The sequence below is a fragment of the Nitrosomonas sp. genome (assembly GCA_031316255.1).
Lineage (GTDB): Bacteria > Pseudomonadota > Gammaproteobacteria > Burkholderiales > Nitrosomonadaceae > Nitrosomonas.
Map to the genome: position 1 here is coordinate 2,071,027 of JALDQW010000001.1, position 16,688 is coordinate 2,087,714.

Below are 16,688 nucleotides of genomic sequence, written 5' to 3' on the forward strand. Positions count from 1 at the left end.
TGTTCCAGTCTGATGACAGCATACGCTGCGTCGCGAATATTTGCAGGTTCATGGCCCAAACTGTATGGGGTTTGCTGTACAAAAGCACGGAGCTTTCGTGTCATGAATCGGACGGCGTTTCTAGCCAGAGTTTATTGGTAAGGACATTAATCGCAGTTACCAACGGGAACGCCATTTACAAATGAACAGGCTCCATCGGTCATGTAATCGCCAAAGGGGCCGCGATAATTGTCGCCGCTGTAACTGTCCGCCGGACTGCCGCCCTGGACTGGATTTCCGCCCAAATAGCCTTGAGGTTGAGGATTGCCTATATAGCCCCATGTACCCGTATTATAATTAATCCAGTAATGACCATTTTGAACAAATCCGCCTGCCAGTTGATCTAACTCGGCAGCTTGTTGTTGGTTGAGTAATACACCGTTAATGCTTATTATTCGCTGTGCAAGAACATTTTCAGCCATTATCAGCACTATCAGGGAAAAGCATGTTATGAAGATCATTTTAAGCGGGTACATAGCTATCCTCACTAAATAAAAAAATGAGACTTCGATATTATCAGAAAAATCAATCAGTTTAGTGCTGATCATTTTTCAGAAGCGGCAAGTGATTTAATTTTGACAGTTTTAAAATTATTAAATTTCATCGCTTGCGAAGAATTCGCCTCGAATACAGGAACATTTTTTCTATATGTCAGGCATGTAATGAGAATAAGGCTTTTTGAGCATCAATTGTTACGGGCGTAGATCGCGACCAGTGACAGAATTTCTCAGATTGCAACGCTATAAAACACAGGCAAAATATTTTAATGAGGGAACGGGTGGTTTCATTTTCAGGAACAAATCCGGATTCTCGATAGCAAAAAACACCATGGATTGATAGGAGTCTTCATGAAATGAATAAATATATTATATGGTTTGATCAATTGACTATGAATGATGTGAATCATGTGGGCGGTAAAAACGCTTCACTTGGAGAAATGATCAGCCATCTTACTCAGGCGGGCGTTAATGTGCCCTCTGGTTTTGCAACAACAACTGAAGCTTATCGCGAATTCTTGGTGGCTAATGATCTCGTTGACCGTATCAACAACGCATTGGCCGGATTGGATGTTGACGACATCAATGCATTGACCTCTGCGGGTAAGACGATACGCGGATGGATTTGCGATGCCGTGTTGCCGGATGTAATTTGGCAGGCGGTCTCAGACGCGTATGAGAAACTTGCCGGCAGCAGTGCGGGTAATGAGTCGGTTTCTTTCGCGGTGCGTTCCTCGGCAACCGCCGAAGATTTGGCCAATGCGTCATTTGCAGGGCAACAGGAAACATTATTGAATGTTTGCGGTCAGGATCAACTTATGGAAGCGATCAAAATTGTTTTTGCTTCATTGTATAACGATCGCGCCATTGCCTATCGCGTGCACCAGAATTTTCCGCATGACAAGGTGTATTTGTCGGCCGGTATACAAAAAATGGTGCGCAGCGATCTGGGCGCAAGCGGTGTCATGTTTACCCTGGACACTGAATCCGGTTTTCGCGACGCCATATTTATAACCGCTGCATACGGTTTGGGTGAAACCATTGTTCAGGGTACCGTCAATCCGGATGAATTTTATGTGTATAAACGTGGATTGGCGGCCGGAAATCCGGCAATTCTTTCCCGGCGCCTGGGTACAAAAGCCATCGAGATGGTTTATGCTGACAAAACGGATGTCAAGAATGCAGCAACGGTTACGCGCGAAGTGGATATTGACCGGCGCCAGCGATTTTCCTTGTCGGATAACCAGGTGGAGGCATTGGCGCGGCAAAGCCTGATTATTGAGCAGCATTACGGGCGTCCGATGGATATTGAGTGGGCGCTGGATGGAATCGATGGTCAACTGTATATTGTGCAGGCGCGGCCTGAAACGGTTGAAAGCCAGAAAAATATGATTCTGGAACGTTTTAGACTGAAAGACAAAGGCAATGTGTTGACGGAAGGCCGTGCAATCGGACAAAAAATTGGCCAGGGAACGGCGCGTCTGATTGGCAGCATCGACCAGATGGATAAAATCCAGGCGGGCGATGTGCTGGTAACCGATATGACCGATCCGGACTGGGAACCGATTATGAAGCGGGCGGCGGCAATTGTAACCAATCGTGGCGGCCGTACCTGTCATGCTGCGATTATCGCCCGTGAAATGGGAATTCCTGCGGTAGTGGGGTGTGGCGATGCCACCGCATGCATCCAGGATGGCGCGGCTATTACGGTTTCCTGCGCTGAGGGTGACACCGGCTCTGTCTATGAAGGATTGCTGCACTATGAGCATACCGTTGCAGACACCGGCGCATTGCCCGAATTGCCGGTAAAAGTCATGATGAATGTGGGTAACCCGTCGTATGCCTTTTCATTTTCGCGTATGCCCAATCAGGGCATCGGACTGGCGCGGCTTGAGTTCATTATCAGCAACATGATCGGCATTCATCCAAAGGCACTGCTGGAATATGATCACTTGTCAGACGATTTGAAAACTGAAATCGACAAACGTGTCGCCGGCTATGAAAGTCCCGTCGGTTTTTATGTGGAGAAATTGACAGAAGGGATCGCAACACTAGCGGCCGCTTTTTATCCGCATGCGGTTATTGTGCGCATGTCCGATTTCAAATCGAACGAGTACGCCAATCTGATTGCAGGCAAGCACTATGAACCTGTCGAAGAGAATCCCATGATCGGATTTCGCGGCGCATCGCGTTATCTTTCCGATGATTTCCGCGATTGTTTTGAACTCGAATGCAAGGCTTTGCGCAAGGTGCGTGACGATATGGGGTTAACGAATGTTGAAATCATGATCCCCTTTTGCCGTACACTCGATGAAGCGGAACAGGTGACCGCGCTGCTTGCTTCACAGGGATTCGAGCGTGGAAAAAACGGTTTGCGACTGATTATGATGTGCGAAATTCCGTCCAATGCGCTACTTGCTGAAGAATTTTTACAGTATTTCGATGGTTTTTCCATCGGATCCAATGATATGACGCAATTGTCATTGGGTATCGATCGGGATTCCGCGCTGGTATCCCATTTGTTCGATGAGCGCAATCCAGCCGTCAAGAAATTGTTGAAAATGGCGATTGACGCCTGCCACAAACAAGGCAAGTATATCGGTATCTGCGGACAAGGGCCTTCGGATTACCCGGATTTCGCGGCCTGGTTATTTGAAAAGAAAATCAGCAGCCTGTCGCTTAATCCCGATTCAGTGACGCAGACATGGCTGGATTTGGCGAAAATAACACATGATGACACCCCCTAGACAAAAACGGACTGTCTTTTATTTATCCGACCGTACCGGTATTACAGCTGAAACGCTCGGACATAGCCTGTTGACCCAGTTTGATGGTATTGAATGGGAAACGGTTAATGTGCCGTTTCTGGAAGAAATCGACAAAGCAAGGCATGTTTCACACTGGATAAATGAAGCGGCCCAGCGTGATGGGCAAAAGCCATTGGTATTTAGCACATTGCTGAATCCGGAGATCATCGAAGTTATCAGACAGGCAAATTGCCGAATGTTCGATTTCTTTGAGACATTTATTTGTTCTATCGAGGAAGAATTGCATCAGCCGTTTGCCCGCATGGCCGGACGCTCACATGGTCTTCAGCATCATCTGTCCTATTTTAAACGCATTGCAGCCATCAATTATGTTCTGGCGCATGATGACGGAATCAATCCGAAAAATTTTGAAGCGGCCGAGATTATACTGATCGGTGTGTCGCGCTCCGGTAAGACGCCCACTTGCCTGTATCTGGGATTGCAATACGGTATCGCTGCGGCGAATTATCCGTTGACGCCGGACGATATGCATGACTTGCAGCTGCCAAAAGCTTTGGCTTCTGAAAATATCAGGAAGAAATTGTTCGGTTTGACCCTCGGTGCAGCGCAATTGCATTCCATACGCAACGAACGCCGTCCGAACAGTCAGTATGCTTCGCTTGATCAATGCCGGAAGGAAATACAATGGCAGGAATCCCTGTATGGATTATTCGATATTCCTTATCTGGATACCACATATATTTCCATTGAGGAAATCAGTGCGATTATCCTGAACCGCTGCGGACTCAAACGCCAACTCTATGGTTGAGTAAGTACCGGGCGGCATCGTATATCATGCTTCAGTGGGCGTGGTCTCCGGGGGGCGGCATAATCTCGTCTTCCTCATTGAGCATGCCCAATTGTTGCGCAAGTACAGAGTAGTTTTGCCAGCCAAAGCCTTCGAATTGCGCATTCCATCGTGCGCGCATGTAGCCAAAGCGGTCGATCATGAACTCCATATGCATTGGTTTCAGGCCCGGGCCGTTCAGGTCCGGTACGGTTCTGACCCTGCGGTACAGCGAATAGGCACCCCCTATTTCAGACCAGCCTTCGGTAACAATGGGGAAGGGGACAATGCCGGTAATCGTTTCAAGTTCCGCTTCGGTGAGTTGTTGCAAGGGAATGGCCAGAACCTCGGTGTTGTGATCACGCGTGAGCCGTTCATAAAAGTGTTTTAATTGAATGAGACGCTGATCCGATTGCGGCCAGGAAAAGAACACAAGAATAACATTTTTTTTGAATCGAAAATCCTTTAAATCGCCACCGGAGCCGTCATTGGCGGAATAGAAAAAAACAGGCGATGCAACGGCCGGCCGCATTGGGAGAATCATGGTGCCCAACAGGCGTGCATCAAAACCGCGTGACAGGATATGGAGAAAATTCACGACATCCCAGATATCCTCTTCCTCAAGACTTTCAGAAAAACCGGGCATATCGGTTCCGGGAAGTCCGTGGGCAATCCAGTGGTAAAAATTACCGACGGTATGTCTGACTGTATGGGGTTCGGTCAACAGGTCGGTCGGTTCGGTTGATAGTGTCTGGGCAAGTTTGCCATTGCCTTTGCCTTGCGGGCCATGACAATCGGCGCAATGTTCGGCATACAGTTGCGCACCATTCGATATGGATATGGCGTCGAGCGGGATAAGCGGCTTTAAATATGTCTCAGGGTACGCCTCGATAGTGATTGGCGGTAACGCGATGCCCAATGCCGTGATCGCCAGCGCGCACGGGGCGAGCATTTTCGCCTTCCAGTTCCAGCGCAGTTTTATGCCGATCCAGAAAACACTCAAAGCGATAAGAAACAAGGCGGAGCCGAACCAAAACAATTCTTCTGCGATGGATTCTTCCGATACCGTATCAATTGCAAAACGGAATGGAAATGGCCAGTTCTCGATAATGTCATGCTTGGCGGGCAGCGTATTGGATAAAATGATCGCGACTAGCAACAACAAAAGCGCCAGTATAAATTCGATACGCACCCATTTCTTGAGATGGATTGCGCTGCATTTTATTGAATCGGTAACATCAAGCTGGGACAGTAAAGGCAGCCAGGTGTAGCGCGCGCGATAGGCGATGACCAGAATAATACTCAATATTGTCAGTTTGAGATTTAACAGCCAGCCATAAGGACTGGACACCAGTGTGTGATAGTAATCGTCGATCATGCGATCGGTCACGATCAATCCCGTTACCGCCAGTAAAACCATTACAGGCAGCGCCATGGCAGAGAATTTTTCCAGGTAGGTGACGTTTAATACCCGTGTTACTTTGTCAAGCTCCCGGTTGCTGCTGAAAATAATCAGCAGAAAAGCGGGCAATGCGCCAAACCATGTTCCGGCCAACAGAATATGCAATGCAAACGGCGCAATCGCAGCAAACGACATTTCATCTGCACTTGAATGGCTGACAAATGTACCGGCTATCAGGGGAAGCGACGCTGCAACAGCGCACAAGACATAATGCCATCGCGTCCGTGTTTTATGCAGAATGATTACAATGCTGCCAAGCAGAAAAATGGCTAACGCTACGCGGATGGCGTTAATCAATCCGACCTGTGTTTTTTGTACAAAATTCAACCAGGCTGCCGGGTCCCAGGCATTTGCGGTATTACCCGTGGCTTCTCCGGTTGTTGAGGCGAGAATGCCGACAAGTCCCAGGACAACGGCGGCAGCCAGCCAGGGAAAGCTTTTTTCCAGACGGGTTAGCCAGGAAGACGGTGTTTCCAATACAGCTCGTTTATGCCAGGCAATGGCAAGAAAAACACAGCTGCCGAATAGAATCAAATTAGCGGTTAATTGAATCCAGCGTGCAGAATAATGAATGATTTCAATCATATTATTGTAATAAAAATAAGTAATATCAATGCGCTTCTATCCATCTGAGAATTATGGAAATTTATGTAAATCAATGAAAAATTGGATGACATTTTACATTGACTTGATGGATATTCAAGCTGGGGTTTCCGACTGTACAAAAAATTCGCAATTGCAAAAGACGTGTATTAGCAAATCAGGAAATAAAGTGTGTTCCGATAAAGCAAGTAGATCCCAATAATTTTCTACTAACAATTTTCTGATTCGAGCTGGATCCGAGGGCCGATTGAAATTCAAGGGGCATATAGCTTTAATTTACGTCTGACGTGCAGAAATCTGTGCAGAGAAATTTTTGGTAGAAAATCTATCTCTATTTTCTTCTATTGCTTTATTAAGCCTCAAACTTTAGTAAAATAGAAAGCTATTTTTAATCAAAAAGAGCAAATATGTCAGAAATAATCGATGTTGCAGTCATTGGCGGGGGGCCAGGGGGTTACGTTGCGGCTATTCGCTGCGCACAGTTAGGGTTGGATACGGTTTGTATCGATGCATGGAAGAATCAAAAAGGACGGGCCAGTCTGGGTGGAACCTGTCTCAATGTGGGCTGTATTCCGTCCAAAGCATTGCTGGAATCGTCCGAGCAATTTTTTCAGGTCAAACATAAGTTTTCGGCGCATGGAATACAGGTTAAAGAGGCTGGGATCGATGTTCCTGCGATGATTGCACGAAAAGACAAGATCGTGACGACTTTTACAGCAGGCATTGCATCATTGTTCAAGAAGAATAACGTGAAATCGGTGATGGGTACCGGAAAATTGCTTGAGCGATCAGAAAGCGATGATACCTGGCGTATAGAAGTGCGTGAAAATGATGACATACAGGTTATTCAGGCCAAGTATGTCATTGTGGCGACCGGCTCTGTTCCGCGTCAACTTTCCATGGTTGAAATTGATAATGAGACGATACTGGATAATGTCGGCGCATTGTCGCTATCCGAAACGCCAAAACGACTGGGTGTGATTGGTGCCGGTGTGATTGGCCTGGAAATGGGCAGTGTGTGGCGCAGGCTGGACTCGGAGGTGACGATACTCGAGGCGATGCCGGATTTTCTGATGGCTGCGGATGAACAGATTGCGAAGGAAGCCAGAAAAATCTTTGCCAAGGAACCGGGGTTGACGATCCATACCGGGATTGAAATAAAATCCATCAAGGCGACTAATAAAACGGTCACTGTGAACTATCAAGACGCAGATGCTAATTTGCAGAAGCTGGAAGTTGACAAATTGATTGTGGCGATTGGCCGGGTACCCAATACGGCGGGCCTGGGCGTTGATGAGAATGGCCTTGACCTGGATGAACGGGGTTTTATTGCAGTGGATGATTATTGCCGCACCAATTTAACCAATGTTTTTGCAGTTGGTGACGTTGTGCGGGGGCCGATGCTGGCGCACAAGGCGTCTGAAGAGGGCGTCGTCGTGGCGGAGGCGATTGCAGCCCTTGAAAAAGGACAGAATTCCGAAGCTGAAGCGGTTGATTTCGATACGATACCCTGGGTAATTTATACATCACCTGAAATTGCCTGGGTCGGTAAAAATGAACAAGAACTCAAGAACGCCGGTGTATCGTATAAAGTCGGACAATTTCCTTTTATTGCCAATGGCCGTGCGCGTGCAATGAATGCAGCCAGCGGGTTTGTAAAAGTGCTCGCGGATGCGGAAACTGACCGTGTTTTGGGTGTTCATATGATCGGGCCGCATGTTTCCGAATTGATATCAGAAGCGGTGATGGCGATGGCGTTTTCAGCGTGTAGCGAGGATATTGCGAGCATTGTACATGCCCACCCATCACTATCGGAAGTGTTGCATGAGGCGGCATTAGGGGCAAACAACCGCGCCTTGCATATTTAAGCCGTTATGCGGTAAATCGAAGACGGCGAGTTAGCTTTTCAATGTTACGGATCATGTCAGGCTTTTGGCAAAGGGCACCTTTGTCTTTATTGCCTGTTTTGCCGGTAGCACTGAAAAGCTAACTGCACGTATCACGCTCAATTGAAATTGAGTGCCGATAACGATTTAACTCTGGTCGAGTTTAGAGGCAATTTTCACTGTTAGGATCAATGCCGCAAGACCACTGCAGGTGGTGCATTCCAGCGGCTTTATTGACCAGATAGTCGGCCTTGAGCTGTTTTCTTTGATCGGGTGTCATTGCAACCCGATTCGGGATATAACGCTCTTCGCTCCAAAAGCGAACGCGGCAGAATTCATCGCTCGGTTTGCATAACCGGTTAATTGCGTTGCTGTAAATCGTTTTGTCGGTATGTCTGCTGTGCTCAATCAGTACCATCTGTACAAATTTACCGGAATTGCCTAATTCGGCGATGCGTACTTTCCTCCAACCATTACCGCTTTGCAGCTCTTTTTCTTCTGTTGCTTCTTCAGCGGCCTCACTAGTAACTTCCTGAGAATCGTTGACATCTTCTTCAGATTCGGCAAAAACCGCGACCGGTAAACATAATGAGAAAAAAATAATGGTACAAATCAACTTTTTGTACATAAGCTCTCCATGACGAGTAGTTATTTTTCTATAATTTTCAATGCCAGAGTATTTCAAAAAATATTATTGAGATACTCAAACCAGATTGATGCCTTTATATTGTGCATCATCAATTGCAGCGGAAGTATACCCTCAAAATACAAAATTGCACAATTGATTGTTTTCCAGCAAATAAGTCGCTTAATTAAATGCGTTTCTGGATCGAAAAGCGTGTTAAATTGGCATTCTTTTCAGAGGCGGCAGGTGTGCTGGATTGAAACCGTGGCCGTGCATGCACAAGATTAATCGGTGATGAAGTTAATTTTATGTTTCTCATAGATAGAATTTATGTGCACTTGATATTATAATGACAAGTTTTCTACTTTTCGCCTATTCGTGATATATCATTGACTTCCATGCAGTTATTTGCCTTTGGTATTAACCACAATACTGCACCGCTGGACGTGCGCGAGCAGATTGCTTTTCCAGAAAACACTATGGAACATGCATTGCATGATCTGGTCGGCCGTGCCCGGATTAAAGAAGCGGCTATTGTTTCAACGTGTAATCGTACGGAAATTTATTGCAGTACCGACAAGCCAGAAGAAGCCATGCACTGGCTGGCGGATTTTCATCAGTTTCCAGCGCGCGAACTGGAGCCTTATCTCTATAAGTTGATGCGTGAGCATGCCGTGAAACATGCATTCCGTGTTGCAAGTGGTCTGGATTCAATGGTCCTGGGTGAGCCGCAAATTCTGGGACAATTAAAGAGCGCGGTTAAATCTGCTGAAAATGCAGGTACATTGGGACTGTTGTTACATAAATTGTTTCAACGTACTTTTTTTGTCGCCAAAGAAGTACGCACATCAACCGAAATTGGCGCCAACTCGGTGTCGATGGCGGCAGCGGCAGCACGGCTGGCTGAACGTATTTTTGGTGAAATCAGCGAGCAGCGCGTCCTGTTTATTGGCGCCGGAGAAATGATAGATTTATGCGCCAGTCATTTTGCGTCACGAAACCCCAAACATATTACCGTAGCCAACCGAACAATTGAGCGTGCGCAGGCTTTGTCCAAACGATTTAATGCCAAAGCGATCACGCTGGCAGATTTGCCGGAACAATTGGCGCTCAATGATATTGTCGTAACCTGTACCGCCAGCCCTTTGCCAATCCTGGGAAAAGGCATGGTTGAGCGTGCGGTTAAGGCGCGCAAACATCGTCCGATTTTTATTGTCGATTTGGCGGTGCCGCGTGATGTTGAATCGGAAGTATCTGAACTGGACGATGTTTTTCTCTATTATGTTGATGACTTGTCTGAGATCGTAAAAGAAGGCATGGATGCGCGCCAAAGCGCCGTTTCTCAGGCGGAATCAATTATCGATAATAATGTGATTGATTTTATGCGCTGGATGGCGACCCGTGAACTGGTGCCTACCATACGTGCATTACGCGATCAGGGGGAGCGTTATCGTCGGCATGAACTGGACCGCGCCAGCAAACTGCTGTCTAAAGGAGAAGATCCACTGAAAGTAATGGAGGCGTTAAGTAATAGCTTGATGAATAAATTCCTGCATATTCCATCCAACGCCCTGAACCATGCCTCGGCTGAAGAACGTGAAGAACTGGTTGAATTGATTAACCGGTTATATCAACTGCACAGACCGCAATGAAAGCCAGTTTGACCAAAAGACTCGAACGACTGTGTGTGCGTTTGGAGGAACTCAACCAGATGTTGAGCAGCGAAACGGTAACTGCGGATCTGGATAATTTTCGCAAGCTTTCCCGCGAGCATGCAGAGATTATTCCGGTTGTCGATTTGTATCATGCCTATCAACAAACTGAACAGGACATAAAAACAGCCCGGGAAATGTTTTCTGATCCGGAAATGCGCGAATTCGCAGAAGCCGAGATGCAAACCGGCAAGGAAAGACTGGCGGAGGTCGAAACGGAGCTGCAAAAGCAGTTGCTGCCTAAAGATCCAAATGATGATCGCAATATTTTTCTGGAAGTACGTGCGGGTACGGGCGGGGACGAATCGGCGCTTTTTGCCGGCAATTTGTTTCGCATGTATTCGCGTTATGCGGAACGGCATCACTGGCAGGTTGAAATTATCTCGCACAGCCCATCAGATGTTGGCGGTTATAAGGAAATTATCGCCAAGATTACCGGGCAGGGTGCCTATTCCCGGCTTAAGTTCGAATCCGGCGGGCACCGCGTGCAGCGCGTGCCTGTCACTGAAACGCAAGGTCGCGTGCATACCTCGACATGCACGGTTGCCGTTATTCCTGAAGCGGATGAAATTAGCGAAGTCGAACTCAATCCTGCCGAATTGCGGATTGATACTTTTCGTGCTTCCGGTGCGGGCGGGCAGCATATCAATAAAACGGATTCTGCCGTAAGGGTTACACATCTGCCGACCGGCATTGTGGTGGAATGCCAGGATGGCCGTTCGCAACACAAGAACAAAGCGCAGGCAATGAGTGTGCTCGCTGCGCGGATTCACGCCAAACAAATGCAGGCGCAACAGGCAGAACAGGCGGCCACCCGGAAATCGTTAGTGGGGACTGGTGAGCGTTCTGAACGCATACGCACCTACAATTTTCCGCAAGGCAGGGTGACCGATCATCGCATTAATCTCACGCTGTACAAAATGGACCAGATCATGGATGGCGATATCGATGAAATCTGCTCGGCGTTGATGGCTGAGCATCAGGCGGAGCAGCTGGCCGCTTCGATGGAAGAATAATCAGCCATCTGTTTATTTCGGCTGTACGATAAAAAATGCATGCATTAAATTGGTATTTGCGCGATCAGAGTATAACTGACTTTTCCTCTTGTACCATTTCACAGGCGCTGGATTGGTCGTATCAGCAAATCGAGCCTGTTGATGCACGCCTGTTACTGCAACATGTTTTGCAAGTAAATCACGCGTATTTATTGACCCACGCTGATAATTTGCTTGATGCGGAATTGGCGGAAAAATTCTTCCGACTGGTATTGCAGCGTGTAAGCGGTGTTCCTGTAGCCTATTTGACGGGCGTGCGTGAGTTTTATGATCTGGTTTTCAAAGTCACGCCTGCTGTTCTGATCCCGCGGCCTGAAACCGAATTGTTGGTCGAAATGGCGCTTGCGCATCTTCCGGAAACACGTGCAAGCCGGATTCTGGATCTGGGAACCGGCAGTGGCGCAATTGGTATAACAATCGCCAGGCACAGACCGCAAGCATTTGTAACGGCTGTCGATTTGTCAGTGGATGCAATTAACATTGCTCAATGGAATGCCCAGAATCTGGGTATAGAAAATATATGTATCCTGGAAGGAAATTGGTTCGATAGTCTTGCTGCTGATGAACCTTTTGACCTGATTGTATCCAATCCACCCTATGTAGCCAGGAACGATCCGCATTTGCAGCAGGGTGATTTGCGTTTTGAGCCTGACATCGCGCTTTCAGACGATGAGGATGGCTTGACTTTTATTCGTCATATTATTACAACTGCGCCAACATATCTGGTTGACGGCGGGCAATTGTTGTTAGAACATGGCTACGATCAGTCAGTGTTTAGCCGGCAGTTACTGGAAAAGGAGGGGTTCCGGGCTATCTGTACCCAAACTGATTTGGCCGGTATTGAACGGGTAAGTGGCGGGCGTTTTTTCCATAAAAACCAAATGTGACGCAAACAGTTAAAACGACTGATCGTTTCGGTTTTTTTGTTGTCTATAGATGCCATTTGAGATCTTTTTTGTTATTTGTTGAAATTTATGAGGAGCGTATTAAAAATGAGTGTAGAAGATACCATAGAACAACAGGTTGCAACTCACCCTGTGGTGTTGTATATGAAAGGAACACCGGATCAGCCGCAGTGCGGTTTTTCTGCAAATGCGGTAAATATTCTTAGCGCCTGCGGCGTAAACAATCTGTTTACCGTGGATGTGCTGCAGGATCCGGAAATACGCCAGGGAATAAAAGACTATTCTAACTGGCCTACCATTCCGCAGCTCTATGTGAAAGGGGAATTTGTCGGCGGTTCTGATATCCTCACTGAAATGTATCAGAATGGCGAATTGCAGAAACTGCTGGAAGAAGACTGATTAAAAGAGTTGTCCACATTAGCCGATGGTTGCGGCGACTGAACTTGTTGCTGTTGCAACAATCCAGTAGCGGGCAAATTTGCCGATGGTCATGAAAAGCATGGACCATAACCAGTTGATTTTCAGCCATCCGGCGGCTACACATAATGCATCGCCGATCACAGGGGCCCAGGAAAGCAACAGGATGGGTGCGCCGTGACCACGCACCCATTCCAGGCCGCGTGCACTGCCGCCTATTTTCTTTACTATGGCTTTTTCATCGGGCAGCAGCCGGCCGATCAGATATGAACTCATGCCGCCAAGGGTGTTACCGATAGTCGCCAGTATCAGCGCATGCCAGAGCAGGTCCGGATAGGCGACAAGCACTCCGGCGAGAACAGCCTCGGAACCGCCGGGTAACAACGTTGCGGCAAGAAAACTGCTGGTAAAAAGCGCTAAAAGACTTGCTTGTTCATCCATAATTCAGTTCAGTGTCACAAAAGGCACAAGTTTACACGCTTGTCAGATTGAGCGATGAAACAATTGATACAAATTCAAAGGGGTTGTAAATAATTTCTCATTAAAATGTCGTGAGGGCTGTTTTACGCCCTACAGAAATGAATCGCTGAATATAGGAGATTGCTCCATCTGATTCTCTCATGGCTAAATATAATCGTTGAGACAAGCCTTTTTTTCCTATCGGTATTTTTTTTAGGCGTAAATTTTTATTTTTGATATCCGCCAACCACTCTGGCAAAACGCAAACTCCGCGGTTCAGTGCCGTCATTTGCAGCATAATTTCGAGGGATTCAATTTGTTTCAATTGTTTTGGCTCAAGATGGGATGGAGCTAAAAAATGAGTGAGGATATCCAATCTTTCCAATGGTACCGGGAAGGTAATCAGGGTCTCCTGATATAAATTTTCAGGCTTTAGGTGTTTTGTTTTTGCCAATGGATGGTCTGAGGAAACCATGAGTACAAGTTGATACTCGGTTAGTAGTTCATAGTGTATTTTCTCTTTTTTTATCAAATCAGGCGTAATCAAGACATCAATATGATGATTCACTAATCCTTCTAAACCAGAAAACTGGAATTTGTGGACAATGTCGATATCAATTTCAGGGATTTGTTGCATGAATTGACCGATAACTGCATTTAACCATTCAAAACACGGATAGCATTCAACACCTATACGCAAAATACCCTGACGCCCTTCGCGATATGCTTTAAGTGTTTTTTCTGCTTGAGTCAAAACAGGCAATACTTGGTTTGCAACGTTTAGGAGTAATGTTCCGGCTTGAGTCAATCTTAAGTTGCGACCTTCTTTTTGCCATAGGGCTAAACCCAATTTCTTCTCAAGATAACTGATTTGATGGGATAGAGCTGGTTGGCTTAAACAGAGTGCATTGGCAGCTTGAGTGAGTGTGACGTTGGCATGAAGTGCCTGGATAATTTTGAGATGGCTATGTTCGATCATTTATAAGGTAACCTAATTAATCATTATAAAATCATCATTATTTCTAATCGTTTATTGTTTATACAATAGTTTCGATGATTTTGAAATAAGGAAGATAAAAAAATGGTAACAACGCATAATCTCGGATTTCCTCGTATCGGAAGAAAGCGCGAACTAAAATTTGCTTTGGAGGGTTATTGGAATAAGACAATTTCTAAGGAAAGTTTACTGGCTAAGGCCACCGAGCTTCGTTTAAAACACTGGCAAGATCAAGCCGTGCTGGATTGGGTGCCGGTGGGCGATTTTTCGTTTTACGATCATGTACTGGACACCAGTTTAATGCTCGGTAATTTGCCGGCGCGAATAAGTGAACAGCCCGGAAGTCAATTGGATGATTTGTTTCGTGCGGCTAGGGGCCGCGCGGTTAACGATGATCGGGATTGTGCCGGAGTCAAGGCGTGCGAAATGACCAAATGGTTTGATACAAACTATCATTTTATCGTGCCGGAGTTTGACAACAAGACACAATTTTCGTTGCATGCCGATTCATTATTGCAACAAATTAACGAGGCGCGGCGACAGGGTATTCAGGCAAAACCGGTTATTCTGGGACCGGTCACTTATCTTTGGCTGGGGAAATCTAAGGACGACACCAATAGACTTGATTTGCTTGATGCGTTAATTAATGTGTATGCAGAATTATTGAATGTGCTTGAGCGCTTGGAAATAACATGGCTGCAAATTGACGAACCCGTGTTGGTTATGGAATTGGATCAATCATGGCAGTACGCACTGAGGAAAGCGTATTATCAGCTACAAACATCTTCTGTCAAGTTGTTGCTGACAACCTATTTCGGGCAATTGCAGGACAATTTGCAGTTGGCCTGTGAACTGCCCGTTAGTGGACTGCATCTAGATGCGGTAGAAGCAAAAGATGAAGCAATTAAAGTGACAGATTGGCTAGGGAGTAACAAGATTTTATCCTTGGGTGTTGTCGACGGACGAAATATCTGGAAAACTGATTTAAATGAAACGTTGAACTGGATTGAACCGATTCATGCCGTTCTGAAAGACCGTTTATGGCTTGCGCCTTCATGTTCACTATTGCATGTACCTATTGATCTGGATATGGAAAACACACTTAATGCCGAGATCCGATCATGGCTGGCATTTGCTAATCAAAAACTGAATGAAATCGTTGCGTTGTCAAATGCGCTTACGTATGGCCGAAGCAGTGTTTCTGAAATCCTGTTGGAAAATGCAAATGCTATCGCAAATCGCAGGCAATCGAGTCGGGTGCATCAAACAACAGTAAACAAGCGGATTGGTGAAATCACCGATGCAATGGGTGCGCGCCAATCGCCGTATCGGCAGCGCGCGGAGGAGCAGCGTAACAAAATTCAACTGCCGCTTTTTCCAACAACTACAATCGGTTCCTTTCCGCAAACAATGAGAATTCGGCAAATGAGGGTTGGTTTAAGAGAAGGCAGGATTTCCGGGCAGGAATATCGGGATGAAATGCGAAAAGAAATAGAAATTTGCATACGCGAGCAAGAAGCATTGGGATTGGATGTCTTGGTGCACGGCGAGCCTGAACGTAATGATATGGTGGAATATTTTGGCGAACAAATGGCCGGTTTTGCCATCACAAACTACGGCTGGGTGCAATCTTATGGATCACGGTGTGTCAAACCGCCGATTATCTATGGAGATGTTTCGCATACCCATACTATTACTACAGAATGGATACAATACGCCCAATCGTTAACTGGAAAACCTGTGAAAGGTATGCTGACCGGGCCTGTTACTCTGTTAAACTGGTCATTTGTGCGTGATGATCAACCGCATTCCGAGACCTGCATGCAGTTGGCGCTTGCTATTCGAGATGAAGTGCTTGCTTTGGAAAAAGCAGGCATCGTCATCATTCAAATTGATGAGGCCGCATTGAGAGAAGGGCTGCCGTTACGAAAGTCGCAATGGAATGCATATCTGGATTGGGCGGTTCGTGCTTTTCGCATTGCCGCCAATGGCGTCAAGGACAGCACTCAGATTCATACACATATGTGTTATTCGGAATTCAATGATATTATGGAAACTATTGCCCGAATGGATGCCGATGTTATTACAATTGAGACATCCCGATCGGATATGGAGTTGCTAGATGCTTTTGATCGGTTCCATTATCCGAATGAAATAGGCCCTGGTGTGTACGATATACATTCGCCCAATATTCCTTCTGTGGATTCGATTATTGATTTAATGAAAAAAGCGGCGCAGCGTATTCCGGTCCAAAGATTATGGGTGAATCCCGATTGCGGTCTGAAAACACGTAGCTGGGAAGAGGTGAAACCAGCATTGCGAAACATGATCGCAGCAAGTCGGTATTTAGCAAGAAATTTAAAGTGTTTTAAGGTCAGCTAAATTTGACTTGCGGGTATTATTTAGCGATGATATGCATTGAAGAATACAACTTATT

13 protein-coding genes are annotated in these 16,688 nt (G+C 46.3%); 8 read left to right on the top strand and 5 right to left on the bottom strand.

Annotated features, from left to right (window positions below):
- Nucleotides 1-146: 146 nt before the first annotated feature.
- Nucleotides 147-461, bottom strand: a complete 315-nt coding sequence (locus tag MRK00_09245) for a hypothetical protein (protein MDR4517555.1) — start codon at nucleotides 459-461, stop codon at nucleotides 147-149.
- A gap of 431 nt (nucleotides 462-892) precedes the next feature.
- Between MRK00_09245 and ppsA the strand changes: the two genes are divergently transcribed.
- Both ppsA and MRK00_09255 read left to right on the top strand, forming a co-directional pair.
- Nucleotides 893-3,283 carry a phosphoenolpyruvate synthase gene (gene ppsA, locus MRK00_09250; GenBank protein ID MDR4517556.1) on the top strand — a complete coding sequence of 797 codons (2,391 nt, stop codon included), beginning with the start codon at nucleotides 893-895 and terminating at the stop codon, nucleotides 3,281-3,283.
- A complete protein-coding gene (locus MRK00_09255) occupies nucleotides 3,270-4,112 on the top strand; it encodes a kinase/pyrophosphorylase (GenBank protein ID MDR4517557.1) in 843 nt (280 codons plus the stop codon). The genes ppsA and MRK00_09255 overlap by 14 nt, the downstream gene beginning before the upstream one ends.
- Nucleotides 4,113-4,143: 31 nt before the next feature.
- Here the strand turns inward: MRK00_09255 and MRK00_09260 are convergent, their stop codons facing one another.
- Nucleotides 4,144-6,177 (bottom strand): CopD family protein, encoded by a 2,034-nt coding sequence (locus MRK00_09260; protein ID MDR4517558.1) that lies wholly within the window; start codon nucleotides 6,175-6,177, stop codon nucleotides 4,144-4,146.
- Nucleotides 6,178-6,602: 425 nt separating this feature from the next.
- Here MRK00_09260 and lpdA point away from each other — a divergent pair, with 425 nt between their 5' ends.
- On the top strand, nucleotides 6,603-8,063 hold the full coding sequence (gene lpdA / locus MRK00_09265; protein MDR4517559.1) for a dihydrolipoyl dehydrogenase: 1,461 nt from the start codon (nucleotides 6,603-6,605) through the stop codon (nucleotides 8,061-8,063).
- Nucleotides 8,064-8,244: 181 nt separating this feature from the next.
- Here the strand turns inward: lpdA and MRK00_09270 are convergent, their stop codons facing one another.
- Entirely contained in the window at nucleotides 8,245-8,709 is a 465-nt protein-coding gene (locus MRK00_09270; GenBank protein ID MDR4517560.1) for a hypothetical protein, read from the bottom strand.
- A gap of 395 nt (nucleotides 8,710-9,104) precedes the next feature.
- Between MRK00_09270 and hemA the strand changes: the two genes are divergently transcribed.
- The 4 genes from hemA (at nucleotide 9,105) to grxD (ending at nucleotide 12,777) form a co-directional block, all read left to right on the top strand.
- A complete protein-coding gene (gene hemA, locus MRK00_09275) occupies nucleotides 9,105-10,358 on the top strand; it encodes a glutamyl-tRNA reductase (GenBank protein MDR4517561.1) in 1,254 nt (417 codons plus the stop codon).
- Nucleotides 10,355-11,434, top strand: coding sequence for a peptide chain release factor 1 (prfA, locus tag MRK00_09280; protein ID MDR4517562.1), 1,080 nt, complete (start codon nucleotides 10,355-10,357; stop codon nucleotides 11,432-11,434). Before hemA ends, prfA begins: the two co-directional genes overlap by 4 nt.
- Before the next feature lie 35 nt (nucleotides 11,435-11,469).
- Nucleotides 11,470-12,360, top strand: coding sequence for a peptide chain release factor N(5)-glutamine methyltransferase (prmC, locus tag MRK00_09285; protein ID MDR4517563.1), 891 nt, complete (start codon nucleotides 11,470-11,472; stop codon nucleotides 12,358-12,360).
- A 105-nt stretch (nucleotides 12,361-12,465) separates the two neighbouring features.
- The gene (gene grxD / locus MRK00_09290) at nucleotides 12,466-12,777 is read left to right on the top strand and encodes a Grx4 family monothiol glutaredoxin (protein MDR4517564.1); all 312 of its coding nucleotides are present in this window, start codon (nucleotides 12,466-12,468) and stop codon (nucleotides 12,775-12,777) included.
- 18 nt (nucleotides 12,778-12,795) lie between these two features.
- Here the strand turns inward: grxD and MRK00_09295 are convergent, their stop codons facing one another.
- On the bottom strand, nucleotides 12,796-13,236 hold the full coding sequence (locus tag MRK00_09295) for a DedA family protein (GenBank protein MDR4517565.1): 441 nt from the start codon (nucleotides 13,234-13,236) through the stop codon (nucleotides 12,796-12,798).
- Nucleotides 13,237-13,336: 100 nt separating this feature from the next.
- A complete protein-coding gene (locus MRK00_09300) occupies nucleotides 13,337-14,233 on the bottom strand; it encodes a LysR family transcriptional regulator (GenBank protein ID MDR4517566.1) in 897 nt (298 codons plus the stop codon).
- A 102-nt stretch (nucleotides 14,234-14,335) separates the two neighbouring features.
- Here MRK00_09300 and metE point away from each other — a divergent pair, with 102 nt between their 5' ends.
- Complete coding sequence (gene metE, locus MRK00_09305) at nucleotides 14,336-16,633, top strand: 5-methyltetrahydropteroyltriglutamate--homocysteine S-methyltransferase (GenBank protein ID MDR4517567.1); 2,298 nt, start codon at nucleotides 14,336-14,338, stop codon at nucleotides 16,631-16,633.
- Nucleotides 16,634-16,688 lie beyond the last annotated feature (55 nt).